The following is a 17,863-nucleotide window of genomic DNA, read 5'->3' on the forward strand; positions in this document are numbered from 1 at the left end:
ATCCATCCTATCGAGCAGGCCCGTTCCAACTCGGAACGACGGGGCGCACGAGCGAATCGTTATCGGTTCCCGGACCGCTCAGGCATCCGACCGTAGAATCGCAATCGGCCGCACCGTATCCGCGGCCGTCGTTCTATGGACTCTCTGCTGATCTTCTCGCCGCGCGGCCGGGCGCGCTTCCGCGCCGCCGCGATCGCCGCCGTGTGCGCGGTGCTCGTCGTGTGCGGGCTGCCGACGCCCGCCGCCGCGGCAGAACCGGGCCCCGTGCCGGCGACCGTCGCCAGCGCCGAGCAGCAGGATGACGAGGCGCCGCCCCTCGCCCTGGCGCTCGGAGACGATGGCGTCGTGACCGGATCGGCGTTCGACGCCGCGGCCACGGTCGCGAACACGACCGATGCCGACTTCCGGGCATCCGACCTGCGAGTGTCGATCGGCGACGCCCTCGCCGACAATGAGGCGATCGAGGCGTGGCTCGACGGATCCGGCGGCACCGCCCGCACGGAGATCGCGTCGATTCCGGTCGAAGAGATCGCGCCCGGCGAATCGTCCAGCGTCTCGGCCCCCGTGCCGACAGAGAATATTCCGTCGGGCGTATATCCGGTGTCCGCCGCATACGGCGGCGCGACTGCGCCGATCACGACGCGCAGCATCGTCATCGTCACGGGCGACTCCCCGGCCTCCGTGGCCATGGTCGTGCCGATCACGGGTCCGGTGGCCGTCGCCGGCCTGTACTCGGCGTCCACGCTCGGCACCCTCACGGGCGCCGACGGCCTGCTGACGGCGCAGCTCGACGCCGTCGACGGCACAGCCGCGGTCCTCGCGATCGACCCGTCGATCCCGGCCTCCATCCGGGTTCTGGGATCCGCGGCGCCCGCGACCGCCCGCGCCTGGCTCGAACGCTTGATGTCGCTCGAGAACGATCGCTTCGCGCTGCAGTTCGCCGACGCCGACGTCTCGCCCCAGATCGCCGCGGGCCTCGACGCCCCGCTCGCACCCACCCACCTGGGCTTCGCGCTCGAGCAGGCCACGATCGACGCCTCCGACGATCCGATCACACTCTCCTCGCTCACGCGCATCGGCGACGATGCCGCGCCCACGGTGTACTGGCCGTCGCCCGGATCCGCGACCGACGACACGGTGTCCACTCTCGTCGGCGGCTCCGCGGCTCGCGTGCTGGTGCCCGCCTCGGCGACCGACGACGGATCCGCCGTGCTCGGCGATGATGCGCTCGCGTACGACGACGCGCTCTCAGACGCGCTGCTCGACGCGGCGCGGATGAGCGACGCGCCGACCCGTGCCCGGGCGCTGACCGTCGCGAAGGCCGAGATCTGGCTCGCGGCCGAGCAGAGCGGCGGGCCGCTGCTGCTCGCCCTCGACCGCATGGGATCCGACGACCTGACGACGGACGACGCCGGCACGGAGATCGTCGACGGCGAGCTCGACCTGTCGGCGGAGGGTCTCGACGAGGCGATCCACGCCGCGCTCGACACGCCCTCCACATCACACGTCGGCCTCGACGACGTGCTCGCGGCGGGATCGGGCCACGTCGGGGTGGCCGCAACGACGGAGGACCCGCTCCGCGAACAGGCTGTGGTCGACTACCGCGCCGCCGAGCCGGGCCTCGCGCACATCGCGACCGCCCTCGCGCGGCCCGACCACTTCCTCGGCCAGGTGCGCGCGGAGGCGCAGCGCCTCCTGTCCGTGTCCTGGGCGACGAACCCGGAGGGATGGCTGACGCGGGCCGAAGACTTCGTCGCGCTCAACGCCGACCGCGCTGTGGCGATCGATATCCAGGAGCTGCAGCAGCCCGTTCAGCTGCTCAGCGCCGAGGCGCCCATGCCCGTGTGGATCCGCAATGACCTGCCGTACGAGGCGAAGGTCACGGTCATCGCGACTCCCGATGATCCGCGCCTGTCGATCGATCGGCGCACCGAGATCGTCGCGAATCCCGACAGCGTCACCCGCGCGAGCATCCCGATCGAGGCGCGCGTCGGCAGCGGCGACGTCACGGTGCACTACACGCTGCAGTCGGCGACGGGGGAGCGGATCGGCCCGACGCGCGACGTGGCCGTCACGGTGCGCGCCGATTGGGAGCGGATCGCGGTCGTCGCCCTTGCCCTCATCGTCGCCGGCCTCTTCGGATCCGGCATCTTCCGTCAGGTACGGCGCCGGAAGCGCGAGCGCGTCGAATCACATTCCGATGACGACATACGAGGTGAGAGCGCATGAGCCTCGGCCGTTCGAGCGCGATGATCGCGGCGGGCACGCTGGCATCGCGGGTGACGGGACTGCTCCGCAGCCTCGTGCTCGTCACGACGCTCGGTGCCACTGGCCACGCCGCCGACGCCTTCACAACCGCGAACCAGCTGCCGAACTACGTGTTCCAGGTGATCTCGACGGGCGTGCTCACGGCCGTGCTCGTGCCGCAGATCGTCAAGTGGTCACAGGCCGAAGACGGCGGGCAGCGCCTGATCTCGAAGCTGTTCACGCTCGGCACCGTGGTGCTGCTGGCCGTGACGGCCGTCGCGATGGTGGCAGCTCCGCTGCTCGTCTCGGCCTTCTCCGACTTCCCCGAGCCCGCGCAGTACGACCTCGCCGTCGCGTTCGCGTACTGGTGCCTGCCGCAGGTGTTCTTCTACGGCATGTTCGCGCTCATCGGCGAGACGCTCAACGCGCGCCGCGTGTTCGCCCCGTACGCGTGGGCGCCGATCACGAACAACATCGTCTCGATCGTGGGCTTCTGCGTCTTCATGTGGCTGTTCGGATCCGAGCAGAACGCGATCGAGGGATGGGATCCCGTGAAGATCGCCGTGATCGCCGGCACCGCGACGCTCGGGATCCTCGCGCAGACCATCACGCTCGCGATCTTCTGGCGCAAGACCGGCCTCAAGCTCCGCCCCGACTTCGGGTGGCGCGGCATCGGGCTCGGCGAGATCAAGAACCTCGCCGGCTGGAGCGTCGGCATGCTGCTCGTCGGTCTCGTGGTCTCATCCGTGCAGCAGCACGTGATCACGACGGCATCCGGCGACGACGCCTCGTCGACGATCTGGTTCAACTCCTGGCTCGTCTTCATGCTGCCGTACTCGCTCATCGTCATGAGCATCGGCACCCCGTACTTCACGCAGCTCAGCGAGCATGCCGCCGCGGGCCGCCACGCGGAGGTCCGCTCGGACATCGGCCAGTCGATGCGCGTGCTCGGCCTCCTCGTCGTGATCGCGTCGGCGACCGTGCTGGCCGCCGCAATCCCCCTGGCGCGCGTGTTCGCGAACTCGCCCGAGACCGCGTCGGCGATGGCGCCCGTGCTCTCGGCGTTCGTCGCCGCACTCGTGCCGATGGCGGCCCTGTTCATCCTGCAGCGCACGTTCTACGCGTACGGAGACACCCGCACGCCGTTCTTCTTCACCGTGTTCCAGGCCGCCCTCGCCATCGGCGGGGCACTCCTCGCGCAGGCGCTGCTCGATACCGAGTTCCTGACGGCGGGCGTCGCGCTCTCGCAGTCGATCTCGAGCGCAATCCAGCTGATCGTCGCGTGGATCCTGCTGCGCCGCAGAATCGGATCCCTCGGCTTCGCCCGCACCGGCATCGCGTACCTGCGCTTCGTCGTCGCCGCGATCCCCGCGGGCGCCGCCGGCTACGGGATCTACCTGCTCACGGGCGGCATCGACGGGTGGATGACGACCTCGAAGCTCATGGGCTTCGTGGGCTGCCTCGCCATCGGCGCCGCCGCCGTGGTGGTCTACGCCGTCGCCCTCGCGGTCCTGCGCTCGCCCGAGCTCAAGGCATTCACCGGCCAGATCCGCCGCCGCCTGCTGCGCCGCTGACCGGCTAGGGCGCGACTACTAGCCGAACACGCTTCGGCTACTTGAGCGCTCTTTCGGGCAGATCAGGATCCTGATATTATTCGCCCATCAGTTCCCGGCTTTTTCCGCTTGGCATCGAGCCGACGCGTACTGACCAGGAGGCACACCGTGCGTACGAGAACCTTCCTCGTGTTCGCTGCAGCTGCGGGAGCTTGCGCTCTCCTCAGCGGGTGCTCGACGTCGTCTCCCGGTGCGTCATCGGACGGCGACCAGACCGCGCGTGCCACAGTGACGCCAGACGCCGACAATGTTCTCGCAGCATTCGCTGGAATCAGCTCCGACTACGACGCCGTCGAAACGGGGCCCGACCTCGCGGAGATCTCGGAGGCGGAAGTGGTGGGAACTATTCGCTCCGTGTCAGAGGGTCGGGTGGCGACCGTGGTCGGAACCGATGACGTGCTGTCGCACAGCATCGTCGTCGAGATCGCGCCGGATCAGGTGTTCTCCGGGAGCGAGGTGCAGACACTTGACTCCGTCTACGTGGAGCTCAACAATCCAGGGGACAGGAACGCTTCCGAGTATGCCGATGCGCTGCCGCTCGGCGCACAGGTGATGGCCTACATCGAGCCCGCGTGGGACGGAAGTGCGCAAACGGGTGTCGACCAGGAGCTTCAGAATCCAGATGCCGGGCGACCGACCGGCGAACCGCTGTATGTGCTGACGTCGCCGCAGGGGTTTGCGATCGTGGCGAGCTCCGGCGACGTCGTCTGGCCCCTCCTCGGCGCGACGCTCGAAGGCGACCTGAAAGACTTCTCCCCCGACGGATCCGCGCTCCTGGCCCAGCGCTGACCCCGCCCTACGCGGCGGTCACGAGCGATTCGAACAGCACCGGGTGGGCGAGGTCCTCGCCCCGCGCGATGCGGTCGAGCTCCGAGACCTGCTGGTCGATCATGCGATCGACCTCGGTGCCGACGGATCCCGCGATGTGCGGCGTGAGAAGCGCGTTCGGGTGGTCGAAGAGGGGATGCTCCCTCGGCAGCGCCCACGGAATGGTGACGTCGAGGATCACGTGCAGGTCGCCGCGCAGCACGCGCTCGGTCAGCGCATCCTGATCGACGACGTCGCCGCGCGAGGTGTTGATCAGCGCGGATCCGGCGGGGATCGTCGCGATCAGCTCGGCCGAGATCATCTTGTTCGTCGACGGCAGCGACGGCGCGTGCAGCGAGACCACGTCGCTCGTCGCGCACAGCTCCTCGAGCGTGACGGCACGGGCGCCGAGGGAGGCGACCTGATCCGCCGACAGCGTCGGGTCGTACAGCACGACCTCGAGGTCGAAGGGCTTCAGCAGCTCGACCACGCGGCGTCCGATGCGCGATGCGCCGACGATCCCGACGCGCCGCCGGTACCCGCCCACCACACCGAGGCTCGCCTGGTCGATCAGCTCGCGCCGCGCGCGGTACTCGCGAGAGATCTGGAGCACCCGTTTGTTCGCGAAGATGATCGCGGCAAGGGTGAACTCGGCGACCGGCTCAGCGTTCGCATCGACGGCCGAGCTGACCGTGATGCCGCGCTCCCACACGGCGTCGTCCAGGTTCTCCTTGACGGATCCCGCGACGTGCAGGATCCACTTCAGCCGCGGCGCGGCGTCGAGGACCGCCGCATCGACGCGCGGCGTGCGCCAGCCCGTCACGAGCACCTCGGCCTCGGCGAGCGCCGCGCGCGACGCTGCAGAGTCGAACTCGTCGATCGTCGCGATCAGATCGCCGTGCGCGGCGAGCTCGCGGGCGAGGTGGGCTTCGGATGCGGGCGCGAACGCGCCGGATCCGACGGCGCTCAGCACGCGCGGGGACGATGTCATGGGAATCCTCACGAGGAGACGGGTCGCAGCGCGGGGCGAAGCGCGTAGCGCGCGCCCGCCCACACGACGTAGAGACAGGCGGCGGAGGTCAGTCCGATGCCGAGCGCGGGCGCCTGGACGATCACGGCCGCCTGCACGGCGATCGCCGCGAACGAGACGAGCGTGAACGGCCAGCGCCGCACGCAGATGATGAGCGAGATCCGCAGCACGTCTGCGATCCGCGCGCGGGGATCCTCGGTCAGCGCGACCATGCCGACGATGCCCGCGCCGACGGCGAGCAGCGCGATCACGACGAGGAGGGGCGCGAAGATCGCCCCGACGCCGGTGGGAACGAGCACGAAGACGTCGACGGCGGCGACCACGGCGATCGCCACGACGATGGCCGAGAGCACGAGCGACCGGCGCCACAGGGATCCGAGCTGCCGGAAGAACGTGCGGATCACGGACTGCTCGCCGTCCGCGTGCGCGCGGAACGTGCCGAACGCGGCCGCGATCCCCATGCCGGTGGGGACCGCGGCGAGCGCCAGGAGCGGCCACGACAGCGACGGATCCGTCGTCACGAGCAGCACGATGAGGGGGAGCGCGACGATCGCGAGCGCGATGTTCACGCCGAGCGCGAGGTGCACGACGCCGAAGAGCGTCGAGTACACGCTGTGCGGGATGCGCTTCATGATCAGCCCTTCAGTCCGCTGGTCGCGACGCCCTCGACGAAGAACCGCTGGCCGAGCAGGAAGATGATCGCGATCGGCACGACCGAGATCGTCAGCCCCGCGAACAGCACGCCGTAGTCGGTGTCGTACAGGCTCGAGACGAAGTTCTTGAGTCCGAGCTGCAGCGTCCAGAGCTCGGGGTCGCGCAGGTAGATGAGCGGCCCGAGGTAGTCGTTCCAGGTGTTCACGAACGTCAGCAGCGACAGGCTGGCGATCGCGGGCACCGACAGCGGCATCATGATGCGCCACCAGATGCCGTACTCGCTGAGGCCGTCGAGGCGCGCGGCCTCGGAGAGCTCCTCGGGCACGGTCTCGTAGAACTGCTTCATGAGGAACACGCCGAACGCGCCGAACGCCTGCAGCAGCATGATCGACCAGAGGGTGTTCGCGAGCCCCGCGTTCGACAGCAGGATGAACTGCGGGATCATGTACGACTGCCACGGCACCGCGATCGTTCCGACGTACAGCAGGAACAGCGCGTTGCGACCGGGGAACCGGATGCGCGAGAAGCCGTACGCGGCGAAGGATCCCGTGATGACCTGCAGCGCCGTCACGGCGACCGAGAGGATCAGCGAGTTGCGGATCCACACGCCGATGTCGCTGCGCGTCCAGATGTCGACGTAGTTCTGCCACACGAACACCTCGGGCAGCCACTTCACCGGCACGGAGAACACCGAGTTCGCGTCCTTGAGCGAGCTCATCACCATCCAGAAGAACGGCGTGAGCATGGCCGCGGCCGCGACGATCAGCACGATGTAGAGGATCGCGCGACCGACCGAGCGGCCGCGGGATCCGGCCGGACGGGGGCGGTGGCCGGGTTCGACGGAGCTCCGAGCGCGACGCGACTCGGGGGCGACCAGGTTCATCGTCTCGCTCATCGTGCACTCTTCCTCTGGTTCCACGCGAACTGCACGATCGTGACGATGATGCAGAGGAAGAACAGCACCACGGACGCCGCCGAGGCGTATCCGAAGTCGTTCTCCTCGAAGCCCTTGCGGTAGATGAACTGGCTGATCACGGTCGTCGACTGGCCGGGGCCGCCGTCGGTGAGCACGAGAATCAGGTCGAAGATCTTCAGGGAGTTGATGGTCAGCATCACCGTGACGAAGAACATCGTGGGGCGCAGGCTCGGCAGGGTCACGTTGGTGAACCGCTGGAACACGTTCGCGCCGTCCATGCGCGCCGCCTCGTGCAGCTCGCGCGGCACGGTCTGCAGCGCCGCGAGGAACAGGACCATGTAGTAGCCCATGTCCTTCCACGTGCTGATGATGACGACCGCGGGCATCGACCAGTCTGCCGAGGTGAGCCACCCGGGCGGGTTCGAGATGCCGAAGAACCGCAGGATCTCGTTGATCGGGCCGTAGTCGGGGCTGAACAGCAGGTTCCACACGAGCGCGATCGCGACGATCGACGTGATGTACGGGAAGAACGCGGCCGTGCGGAAGAACGCGACACCACGGATCTTGTTGTTCAGCAGCAGCGCCAGACCGAGCGACACGATGATCGTGAGCGGGATGTGCAGCACCGAGTAGTAGATCGTGTTCACGAACGCCGTGCGGAAGCTGCCGTCGCCGGCCAGGCGCACGAAGTTGTCGAATCCGATGAACTGCGACGATCCGAAGATGTTCCAGTTCGTCAGCGACATGTAGAACAGCACGATCACGGGCACGAGCGTGAGCGTGGCGAAGCCGAGGAAGTTCGGCAGGATGAAGCTCCACCCGAGCAGGGTGTTGCGCGTGCGAAGTCTGGATCGCCTGCGCGAGGCGCGCTGCGGCGTCGCGGTACTGGTCATAGTGCTCCTCGAAGGGGGACCCGGGCCCCTCGCGGGGCCCGGGAATCGGTCAGTCGAGTCCGACCTCGTTGGCGACGCGCTCCTCGGCCTCCGAGATGGCGTCGTCGACGCCCTGCGACTCGGACAGAATTGCGGAGTGCATGTCGTTCAGAATGTTCTGAACGGCAGCCGTCTTGTTCGACGTCGGGTTCTCCGGACGCGTCTCGTGCGTCTGCACGGCGAACGACGACAGCTCGTCCTGCGGGGATCCTTCGACGGCGAAGTACGCCTCGACGACGGGATCCGTGAGCAGCGCCGGCGTGATGCCGATCTCAGCGAGGTCGGTGGCGGCCTCTTCGCTCGCGGCGAAGGCGAGGAAGTCCTTCGCGGCGTCGACCTTGTCCTCGTTGATGTTGGCGTTGATGCCGAAGCCGGTCGGGTCGCCGAACGTCACGGGGGTGGCGTCGGTTCCCGTGGTCGAGTCGTCGAGCTGCGGAATCGGCGCGATGCCCCACTCGAAGTCATCGGCCTCGCCCGCCGACTGCTGCGCGATGAGGGTCGCGACGAACCACGAGCCCATCGGCAGCATGGCCGCCTTCTGCTTGCCGAACTCGCCCTGGTAGGTGAGCTGGTTCGCGGTGACGGTGTTGAACGACTCCTGCGCGCCGCCGTCCTGCAGGGCGAGCACGCGCTCGTAGTACGGCTTCATGTACCCGTAGTCGCCGGCGAGGATGTCGGCGTCGTTCTGCGAGTTCGCAAAGCCCTGCAGGGTCGACTGCCAGCTGTGCTGGAACGTGCCCTTGGCCCCGTCGAGCGCCGAGGTGAGCTCCTCGGCGGCCGCGTCGTAGTCGTCCCACGTCCACGAGCCGTCGGGATAGTCGACACCGGCCTGGTCGAAGAGCGCCTGGTTGTAGTAGAGCACCCACGAGTCCTGGCGGTAGGGCACCGCGTACGCCGTGCCGTCGACCTCGTACGACTCGACGCCGCCGATGCCCTCCGGAAGCTCCACGTCGGAGACGTCGAGCAGCTGCCCGCCCTCCTGGAAGGTCGTGACGTACTTGACCTCCTTCTGCGTGATGATGTCCGGGCCCTTGCCTGCGGCGAGATCGGCCGTCACGAGGGTGTTGTAGTCGGTCGGGTCGTAGTCGGTGATCTCGACTGTCACGTCGGGATTCTTCTCGTGATACGCGTCGGCGAGAAGCTGGAACTCGGGCGTCGTGTCGACGCTCCAGCCCGACAGGGTGAGGGTGAGGGATCCGTCTTCCGCGACGCCGTCGCCGGACGAGTTGCCGCCGGACGAACAACCGGCGAGGGCGAGAGCGCCGACGGCGATGCCGGCCGTGGCGATGATGATGCGTTTCATGAGGATGCTGCTCCTTCGCTGCAAGGGTGAAAGGTACTTCAGGGGATGCGGGGGAGGGGAACGGTTGTGGTCGCGCCGTCGGGCCAGGTGACGGTTGCCGCCTCGCCGTCGATGTCGACGCGCGCGTCGGCGGGGGATCCCGTCGTCAGCACGATGTCGACGGCCAGCCAGCGGGCGTCTGACACGGGCGCCTCGAGGACCGGCACCGCGGCGTCCGGACCGAAGGGGCTCGCGTCTGTGCGGTGCTCGACGCGCGACTCGGCGTCGAACCCGAGGGGACGGATCCGGCTGGTCAGGCCCGCGGACGTGACGGCGGATCCGTCGGCCGCGACGGTCGCGCCGACGATCGGCCAGCCGCCCCAGCGGATCCGCGTGCCGTCCGGTGCGCCGTCGACGCGCACGAGACGGATCTCGTGGGCGCCGCGAGCGATCGAGCACGCCGTGACCTGCGCGACGACAGTCGCGTCGCCGACGAGGCCGGATCCGTGGCGGACCTGGTCGTCTCCGAACGCGATCGTGTGGGCGCGCCAGGTGGAGGATCCGACGGCCGCGTCGCCGATCGTTCCGACGCCGATCAGCTCCATCGCGGCGCGGTGCGTTGCCGTGCCGTCGGCGATCAGGGCGACCGACTGCTCGAGCGGCTCGCGCCATCCGCGCTCGTCGAGGAGCGGGCTCGTCGCGGTGGAGTATCCGAGCCGGGCGTAGAGCGGCGAGTCGGCGACGAGGGATCCGGCCGTCGCGTGGTCGGTGCCGTGGTTCGCGATGCGCACGATGCCGTCGCCCGAGGTGACGGCCCACCCCGGAGCTGCGATCGCACGAGCGAAGTCGCCGCGCTCGGCCGGCAGCGGCTCGGAGGGCGCCTGCCACACGGGGTGGTCGGCGGGAAGGGCGAGCCCGATCAGGCCCTTGGATGCCCAGTAGGGCGATCCGGGGCCGGAGTACGACTGGGCGAGCGGGCGCCATTCGTGGTGCCAGCCGATCGTCAGCAGGTCGTCGTCGAGCACGCCGTGATCATCGAAGTGCGACACGATGCGGTTCGCGGCATGACGCAGCGCGCCGGCCGACAGCGACGGAACCTCGGCGATCGCGCCGATCCAGAACGGCGCGGCGGCGGCGAAGCGGTAGATGAGGCTGCGTCCCTGGATGAGCGGGGATCCGTCTGCGCCCACGAGGTGGATCGCGTCCTGCAGGTAGCGGTCGAGCGCCGCGACGTCGTTCTCGGTGCGGCCGCCGGCGAGCTCGCTCGCCCCGGTCATGCGCGCCCAGAGCACGGGATACAGGTGCAGCGCCCAGCCGACGTAGTGGTCGTAGCTGCGCTCGTCCCCGTCCGACATCCAGCCGCCCTCGCGGCCGAACGAGTCGTGCAGGGCGAGGTCCGCCTCGACGTCGGCCGGCGACCAGGGACCGCCGACCGACCGGAGGAACGTCTGCACGACGAGACGGAACCACAGCCAGTTGGTGCGCGGGTAGGTGTCATCGCCGACGGCGGGCGCGAGATAGCCGATCACGCGCTCCTGGGTGAGCGCGTCGAGGCGGTCCCAGATCCAGGGCCGCGTCATGTCCAAGATCAGAGCGAGCGAGGCGGCCTCGACCTTCGCCTGGGCGTGCTCCTCGAGCCGCACCCAGCGATCCGGCGCCTCGGGATCGACGCCCGTGCGAATGCCGTCGGAGAAGAACTCGATGAGGTGATCGACGCCGACCCCGCGCTCGCCCGCGATGCGGAATCCCGCGAGCAGGAAGGTGCGCGCGAAGCCCTCGAGGCCGTCGATGTCGCGGCCGTACCCGCCCTCGGCGCCCGGCGGCGTGATGCGGCCGCGGCCCGGCGAGGCGAACGCCATGGCGCCGGAGAGCACGCGGTCGGCGAACGCGGCCCAGTCGGCGCGCGTCCAGTCGGCGGGTGCAGTGCTCACGGGATTCCCCTTCGAATTCGATGTCATCCAGGATCGTAGCAATCAAAATCGGTCGAACAAACACTTTTCTGATCCGTCATGATCACTTATGATCGATTGTATGACGGACGCTCGAGGACCCCTGACCCACGCGCTCGCCGCGCTCGCTCGGGTCCAGACCGCACGCATCGATGACGAGATCGCCGCGCGCCTGAGCGGCGGGCTCCCGGACGTCGCGCTCGAGAATGCGGATCCCGCGACTATCGCCGCGTTCCGCGCGCGGGCCGAGGCCGAGCTCGAGACGCCCTGGCCGCAGCCGCGCGCGCACGACGCGGCCCGCTTCCATCTCGACGGCGACCGCATTTCGTGGGAGCACCCCGCCTTCGCGCGGCAGCACCGCCTAACCCGCGTCGCCGTGCTCGCGTCCGGGACGGGCGAGGATCGCTGGATCGACGAGACGCTCGACGGCGCGATCATGCTCTCAGAGCAGTCGTCCTGGTGCTGGCCGGCTCACGACGACACCCGCGCGCGCCACGGATCCGTGCTCGCGACGGTCACGGATCCGTACGTCGACCTCGGCGCGGGTGAGGCGGTCGGACAACTCGCCTGGCTCGATCACATCGCCGGCGACGTCGTCGAGGCCCGCTATCCGGGCTTCCGCGCGCGCCTCGCGCACGAGGCGCGGGTGCGGGTGCTCGATCCGTTCGTCGCGCGCCGCGACTGGCGCTGGATCGACTTCGGCGGCCGCGTGAACAACTGGAACCCGTGGATCCACGGCAACGTGATCGCCGCCGCCCTGCAGTTCCTCGACGGCGACGAGCGCGCCCGGGTGGTGTCGCTCGCGATCGAGGGGATGGACCTCTACGTCGCCTCGCTACCTGAGGACGGCGCGATCGACGAGGGCTACGCGTACTGGTGGAACGGGGCCTGCCGGCTGGTCGAGGCTCTCGACCTCATCGCCCACGCGACGGGGCTGGACGCGACGGGCGAGATCGCGGCGGTGCGCGAGACGATCGCGTTCCCGCACCGCATGCACCTCGGCGAGAAGTGGTTCGTGAACGCGGCCGACGGCCAAGCGCTCCAGCGGGATCCGCAGCCCTGGCACGCCCTGCACCGCGCCGCGCGCCGCATCGGCGACGAGACGGCGGCATCCTTCGCGGCGCTCCACCGGGATCCATCGATGAGCGCGGTCGCGGAGTCCGAGGGCCTCGGCCGCGTCGCGCGCGGAATCGCGGATGCCGACTGGCTCGCGGCCGGCCCGGGCGCGGATCCGCTGCCCGAGCGCACCTGGCTGCCGTCGACGGAGATGCTCATCGTGCGGGGCGCAACCGGATCCGCCGCAGGCCTGGCGTTCGCCGCGAAGGGCGGGCACAATGACGAGAGCCATAACCACAACGACGTCGGATCCGTGATCGTCGCCTCCGACGGCGTGCCCGTCGTGGTCGACGCGGGCCGCCCGACCTACGACGCGCGCACCTTCGGCCCCGACCGGTACGACCTCTGGCCCATGCAGAGCCAGTGGCACGGCGTGCCCTTCGTCCGGGGGGCGGGGCAGCCGGCGGGCGAGCGCTTCGCCGCGCGCGACGTGGTGGCCGGCGACCGCGAGATCTCGATGGACCTGGCCGGGGCGTACGACGTGCCCGCCCTCGCCGAGTGGCGCCGCACCGTCTCCCTCGACGGCGATGATGTCCTCATCGACGACGCCTGGCGCTTCGACGAGGACGGCGACGAGCCGACCGAGGTGCGATTCGTGCTGGCGGGCGAGGTGACGCTCACGAGCGGATCCGCCCGCGTCGTGCCGCTCAGCGGCGCGGCCCCCGTGGCTCTCACCTGGGATCCGGACGCGCCCGCGACCCTGGAGGAACAGCTCCTCGAGGATCCGATGCTCTCGCACGTGTGGGGCGAGCACCTCACGCGCCTCTCGATCGATGTGTCGGACCGCACCGAGATCAGCGTGCGGGTGCGCCACAATGAACCGATGAAGGAGCGCCGATGACCGATCAGACGAGCCCCCTGGCCGCCTCGCGGCGGGACCTCATCCTCGACGCGCTGGCGCGGTCGGGATCCGTGCGCATCTCGCAGCTGCAGGAGGAGTTCGGCGTCACCCCGGTGACGCTGCGCCGCGACCTGCAGCAGCTCGAGCAGGAGGGCCTGCTCGTCCGCGTGCACGGCGGCGCGGTGCCGCCCGCCGGGGGAATGCCGCCGCGCGCATCGGCCACGGGATCGGCCACGATCGGCATGCTCGTACCGTCGCTCGATTTCTACTGGCCGAACATCGTGCGCGCGGTCGAGGCCGACGCGCAGAAGCGCGGCATGTCGGTGCTGCTGCGCGGCGCGTCGTACGAGCTGCAGGACGAGCGGCCGGCGCTCCGGCGCATGATCGAGCAGACCGAGCTGGCCGGGCTCATCGTCGCACCGAACACCGACACCGAGTTCTCGCCGGAGGTCATCGACTGGCTCGTCGCCTCCGGCGTGCCGTTCGTGCTCGCCGAGCGCGACGCCGTCTCCCGCCCGGACGGCGAGCCCGTCGAATCCGTGACGACGGATCACGCGCTCGGCGCTGTGCTCGCCGCGCGCCACCTGGCACAGCTCGGCCACCGCAAGGTGGGGCTGCTGATCTCGCGCAACTCCCCCACGTCTCGCAAAGTCATCGCGGGCTGGACGACGGCGTGCCGAGAGCTCGGCCTCACCCCGGCGGAGCACGTCGAGCGCGTTCTGCCGGACCGCGGGGATCCGAAGTTCTCGAAGAGCGTCGACGGCGTGCTCGACGCCGTGCTGACGGCGGGGGTGACGGCGCTGCTCGTGCACTCGGATCGCGAGGCGATGGCGATCGTCGATCTCGCGCTCGCGCGGGGGCTCCAGGTGCCGGGCGACCTCTCGGTGATCGCGTACGACGACGAGGTCGCCGAGCTGTTCACCCCGGCCCTGACCGCGGTGTCGCCGCCGCGCGCCGGAATCGGACGCGCGGCCCTCGACCTTCTGCTGGCGCGCATCGCGCATCCGAATCGCCCGGCGCACCGCGTGATCCTGAACCCGTCGCTGCACGTGCGAGACTCGACGGCCCCGCCCCGCTGAGTCCCTCCGCCCCCTACGCCCGACGCACGGCGACGCCGCGGGCGGAGAGGGTCGGACCGCCGTAGAGGTAGTCGCCCTCGCCGAGCGCGACCTCGTCGTCCGTGCGGTTGATGAGGAAGTCGAACCGGCCGTTGGCGCCCTGGCGCGAGACCAGCTCGACGGATCCCCGGATCGCCTCCGGCAGCTCCGAGACGACGCCCGCGCCGTCGAGGAGCGTCGACAGCAGGGCCCCGATCCCCTCGACCCCGAGGCGCGTGGACACGTACGCGGCCGACCCGGATCCGACCGGACGACGCGTCACGGCGACATCCAGCTCCCCCTCGTTCTCGTACCGAACGAGCACCTCGACATCGTCCGAGACGACGTCCACGGGCTCGCTCCACAGGGATCCCGTGGTGCCGTTCGAGAGGGCGACCTCCTCGCCCTCCCACAGCGGACGGAACTCCTCGACCCGAATGCCGAGCAGCTCGCGCAGGGCGCCCGGATATCCGCCCAACCAGATGTGGTCGTTCTCGTCGGCGATGCCCGAGAAGTAGGTCGTGACGAGGTGGCCGCCCCCCGTGACATACGCCTCGAGCGACTCCTTGAGCGCGGTGGGCACGCTGTAGAGCACAGGCGCGATCACGAGCGCGTACCCGGCGAGCGGGGTTCCGACGGGTACGACATCGACGCGGATCCCGGCGTTCATGAGGGCCGTCCACCACGCGAGTGCCTCGCGGCGGTACTCGAGCTTCTCGCTCGGGTGCGAATCCAGCTCCGCAGCGCGCCACGACTCCCAGTCGAACACGATCGCCACGTCGGCGGGCGCGCGATCCGACCCGGTGACGTCGCTGAGGTCCTGCAGGATCCCGCCGAGCGTCGCGACATCGCGGAACACACGCGTGTTCTCGCCCCCGTGGGGCACCATCGCCGAGTGGAACTTCTCGGCGCCGGCCGCCGACTGGCGCCACTGGAAATAGCAGACCGCGTCAGCGCCGTGCGCGACGTGCGTGAGCGAATCGCGGATCAGCTCGCCGGGCCGCTTCGGCCGGTTCACGGGCTGCCAGTTCACGGCGCTCGTGGAGTGCTCCATGAGGAACCACGGCCGGTGCCGCGCGAACCCGCTCGTGAGCGCCGCCGAGAACGCGAGCTCGTCGCGCCCCTCGACGACGTAGTGGTCGTTCGAGACGAAGTCGATCTCGCCCGCCATCTTCGCGTAGTCGGCGTGGTTCGTGCCGCCCACGACCATGAAGTTCGTCGTGACGGGGATATCGGGCGAGATGCGGTTCAGAACCTCGCGCTCGGCCACGAGGTGGTCGATCAGGGCGTCGGACGAGAAACGCAGGAAGTCGAGCTGCTGCGTCGGATTCGGGTAGCTCGCCGCGAGCCGCGGGGGCAGGATCTCGTCGAAGGCTCCGTAGGCCTGCGACCAGAACGCCGTGCCCCACGCGTGGTTCAGGCCCGCAATGGATCCGTACCGCGCCTCGAGCCACGCACGGAAGGCGCGCGCGGCGTCGTCCGAGAAGTCGTAGGCGTTGTGGCAGCCCAGCTCATTGTTGACGTGCCACGCGACGACGCCGGGGTGGGATCCGTAGCGCTCGGCGAGCTTTTCGACGAGCGTCAGCGCGTGCTCGCGGAACACGGGCGAGGTCGGACGCCAGTGCTGGCGGCCGCCCTGCGAGAGCACCCGACCATCGGAGGTGACGGGCAGCACCTCAGGGTGGGCGATCGTTAGCCACGGCGGCGGGGACGCGGTGGCGGTCGCGAGGTCGACGCCGATGCCGTCCGCGTGCAGCAGGTCGATCAGCTCGTCGAGCCACGCGAAGTCCCAGGTGTCGGGCCCGGGCTGCAGCTTCGCCCACGAGAAGATCGCGACCGAGACCACGTCGACGCCGGCAACCTTCATGAGGCGCACGTCCTCGTCCCACACCTCCCGCGGCCACTGGTCGGGGTTGTAGTCAGCGCCGAACGAGATGCGCGGCGCGGTTCCTTCGGGCGTGCGGAGCCAGCGGTGGTTCTGCAAGAACGATCCTCTCGGGAAGCATCGGCGGCGATGAGCGCCGATGTTTGCGTAAACATACCGGGCTAAAGTATACCGAGCAACCATCCTCACGCAGAAGGTCTTCTGTCCCATGGCGCACACATCCCGCACCGCACAGGTGTCGATGGCCGACGTCGCCGCGCACGCGGGCGTGTCCGCGCAAACCGTGTCGCGCGTCGCGAACGGTATGGGAACGGTGCAGGAATCGACGAAGCGGCACGTGCTGCAGGCGATGTCGGATCTCGGCTACCGCCCGAACAGTGCGGCCCGCGCGCTGAAGCTCGGGTCGTTCCGCACGATCGGGGTGCTCTCGCAGACGCTCTCGTCGATCGGCGACGTGCGCACGATCGACGAGATCTCGCGTCACGCAGCGGAAGCGGGGTACGCGACCACGCTGATCCCGGTTCACGAGACACGTCAGGCCGAGGTCGACCGGGTGTTCTCGCGTCTGCAGGAACTCGCCGTCGACGCGCTGATCCTGAACCTCGAGGCGCCGCAGCTCGCCCACGCCGCAGCGATGCTTCCGCCCGGGGTGCCCGTCGTCTATATGGATCCCGCCGCACCCGACGCCGACGTCATCATCGACACCGACCAGGTGGGCGGCGCCCGCCAGGCGACCGAACACCTGTTAGGACTCGGGCACGAGACGGTGTGGCACATCTCCGGCCCGCGATCGTCGCGCCCGGCGGGGCGCCGCATCGACGGCTGGCGCGAGGCGCTCACGCGCGGCGGGCGAGCTGTTCCCGACGTACTGCACGGCGACTGGAGCGTGTCGTCGGGCTACGAGCAGGGACGGATCCTCGCCGCGCGCGCCGACGTGACCGCCGTGTTCTGCGCGAACGATCAGATGGCGCTCGGCCTGTATCGCGCGCTGGGCGAGGCCGGCCGCACCGTGCCGGGCGACGTGAGCGTCGTGGGGTTCGACGGCACCGACGACGGCCGGGGATACGCGCCGCCGCTCACGAGCGTGCACCACGAGTTCGGAGAGGTCGGGCGGCTCTGCGTCAGCGCGGCGCTCGCACTCACGCGCGGCGACCCCGTGGATCCGCTCGCCGTCATCCCGACGACGCTCGTCGTGCGCGACAGCACGGCGCCGGTGCACTAAGCCTCGATCCACCGATGAGCCTGGGGTGGGCTCAGCTGGCATGATCAGCGGGCGGTGATGTCTCGAGGGCAGGTGTGAGTTCCGGGCATTGCATCCCGGTCGTCCACGTGGTCCTCGGTCGTGCCGTTGCGGCGGCGATGGTCAGGTGGCCACGGCCGGTGGTGGGGCGTGCGTGGCCGTGAACAGTTGCGCGAACGCGGTGTGCCATGGCCAGGCCTCGGGGAGGTGCAGGGTGATGCGGCGCGCGGAACGCGCCAGTCGAGCGGGCACTG

General features: G+C 69.8%; 13 protein-coding genes. 6 read left to right on the plus strand and 7 right to left on the minus strand.

Translation table 11 applies throughout. From position 1 onward, the window contains the following. Positions 1–135: 135 nt before the first annotated feature. From G510_RS0107935 to G510_RS0107945, 3 genes are all read left to right on the plus strand, one after another. Positions 136–2,229: a DUF6049 family protein gene (locus G510_RS0107935; protein ID WP_029153197.1), complete on the plus strand. Its 2,094-nt coding sequence runs from the start codon at positions 136–138 to the stop codon at positions 2,227–2,229. Then, on the plus strand, positions 2,226–3,821 hold the full coding sequence (gene murJ / locus G510_RS0107940) for a murein biosynthesis integral membrane protein MurJ (protein WP_029153198.1): 1,596 nt from the start codon (positions 2,226–2,228) through the stop codon (positions 3,819–3,821). The genes G510_RS0107935 and murJ overlap by 4 nt, the downstream gene beginning before the upstream one ends. A 267-nt stretch (positions 3,822–4,088) precedes the next feature. After that, a complete protein-coding gene (locus G510_RS0107945) occupies positions 4,089–4,649 on the plus strand; it encodes a hypothetical protein (protein WP_029153199.1) in 561 nt (186 codons plus the stop codon). 7 nt (positions 4,650–4,656) lie between these two features. On the opposite strand, the gene G510_RS15980 is transcribed toward G510_RS0107945, so the two are convergent. Genes G510_RS15980 through G510_RS0107975 form a run of 6 tightly spaced genes read right to left on the minus strand, consistent with a single transcriptional unit; the run spans position 4,657 to position 11,412 of the window. Further along, entirely contained in the window at positions 4,657–5,658 is a 1,002-nt protein-coding gene (locus tag G510_RS15980; RefSeq protein WP_036322437.1) for a hydroxyacid dehydrogenase, read from the minus strand. An 8-nt stretch (positions 5,659–5,666) separates the two neighbouring features. Then, positions 5,667–6,329, minus strand: a complete 663-nt coding sequence (locus G510_RS0107955; protein ID WP_029153200.1) for a DUF624 domain-containing protein — start codon at positions 6,327–6,329, stop codon at positions 5,667–5,669. Positions 6,330–6,331: 2 nt separating this feature from the next. Further along, positions 6,332–7,246 (minus strand): carbohydrate ABC transporter permease, encoded by a 915-nt coding sequence (locus tag G510_RS0107960; RefSeq protein ID WP_029153201.1) that lies wholly within the window; start codon positions 7,244–7,246, stop codon positions 6,332–6,334. Beyond that, positions 7,243–8,160 (minus strand): carbohydrate ABC transporter permease, encoded by a 918-nt coding sequence (locus tag G510_RS0107965; protein ID WP_029153202.1) that lies wholly within the window; start codon positions 8,158–8,160, stop codon positions 7,243–7,245. Before G510_RS0107965 ends, G510_RS0107960 begins: the two co-directional genes overlap by 4 nt. A gap of 49 nt (positions 8,161–8,209) precedes the next feature. Further along, the gene (locus tag G510_RS0107970; protein ID WP_029153203.1) at positions 8,210–9,502 is read right to left on the minus strand and encodes an extracellular solute-binding protein; all 1,293 of its coding nucleotides are present in this window, start codon (positions 9,500–9,502) and stop codon (positions 8,210–8,212) included. A 38-nt stretch (positions 9,503–9,540) separates the two neighbouring features. Further along, positions 9,541–11,412 (minus strand): DUF2264 domain-containing protein, encoded by a 1,872-nt coding sequence (locus G510_RS0107975; RefSeq protein WP_029153204.1) that lies wholly within the window; start codon positions 11,410–11,412, stop codon positions 9,541–9,543. Between the two features lie 100 nt (positions 11,413–11,512). Here G510_RS0107975 and G510_RS15985 point away from each other — a divergent pair, with 100 nt between their 5' ends. Beyond that, positions 11,513–13,387 carry a heparinase II/III domain-containing protein gene (locus G510_RS15985; protein ID WP_051216592.1) on the plus strand — a complete coding sequence of 625 codons (1,875 nt, stop codon included), beginning with the start codon at positions 11,513–11,515 and terminating at the stop codon, positions 13,385–13,387. After that, complete coding sequence (locus G510_RS0107985) at positions 13,384–14,466, plus strand: substrate-binding domain-containing protein (RefSeq protein ID WP_029153205.1); 1,083 nt, start codon at positions 13,384–13,386, stop codon at positions 14,464–14,466. Before G510_RS15985 ends, G510_RS0107985 begins: the two co-directional genes overlap by 4 nt. A 13-nt stretch (positions 14,467–14,479) precedes the next feature. Here the strand turns inward: G510_RS0107985 and G510_RS0107990 are convergent, their stop codons facing one another. Further along, the gene (locus tag G510_RS0107990) at positions 14,480–16,468 is read right to left on the minus strand and encodes a beta-galactosidase (RefSeq protein WP_029153206.1); all 1,989 of its coding nucleotides are present in this window, start codon (positions 16,466–16,468) and stop codon (positions 14,480–14,482) included. A 109-nt stretch (positions 16,469–16,577) separates the two neighbouring features. Here G510_RS0107990 and G510_RS0107995 point away from each other — a divergent pair, with 109 nt between their 5' ends. Continuing rightward, positions 16,578–17,591: a LacI family DNA-binding transcriptional regulator gene (locus G510_RS0107995; RefSeq protein ID WP_029153207.1), complete on the plus strand. Its 1,014-nt coding sequence runs from the start codon at positions 16,578–16,580 to the stop codon at positions 17,589–17,591. Positions 17,592–17,863 lie beyond the last annotated feature (272 nt).

The sequence above is a fragment of the Microbacterium gubbeenense DSM 15944 genome (genome assembly GCF_000422745.1).
In the GTDB taxonomy this organism is placed as follows: Bacteria; Actinomycetota; Actinomycetes; order Actinomycetales; family Microbacteriaceae; genus Microbacterium; species Microbacterium gubbeenense.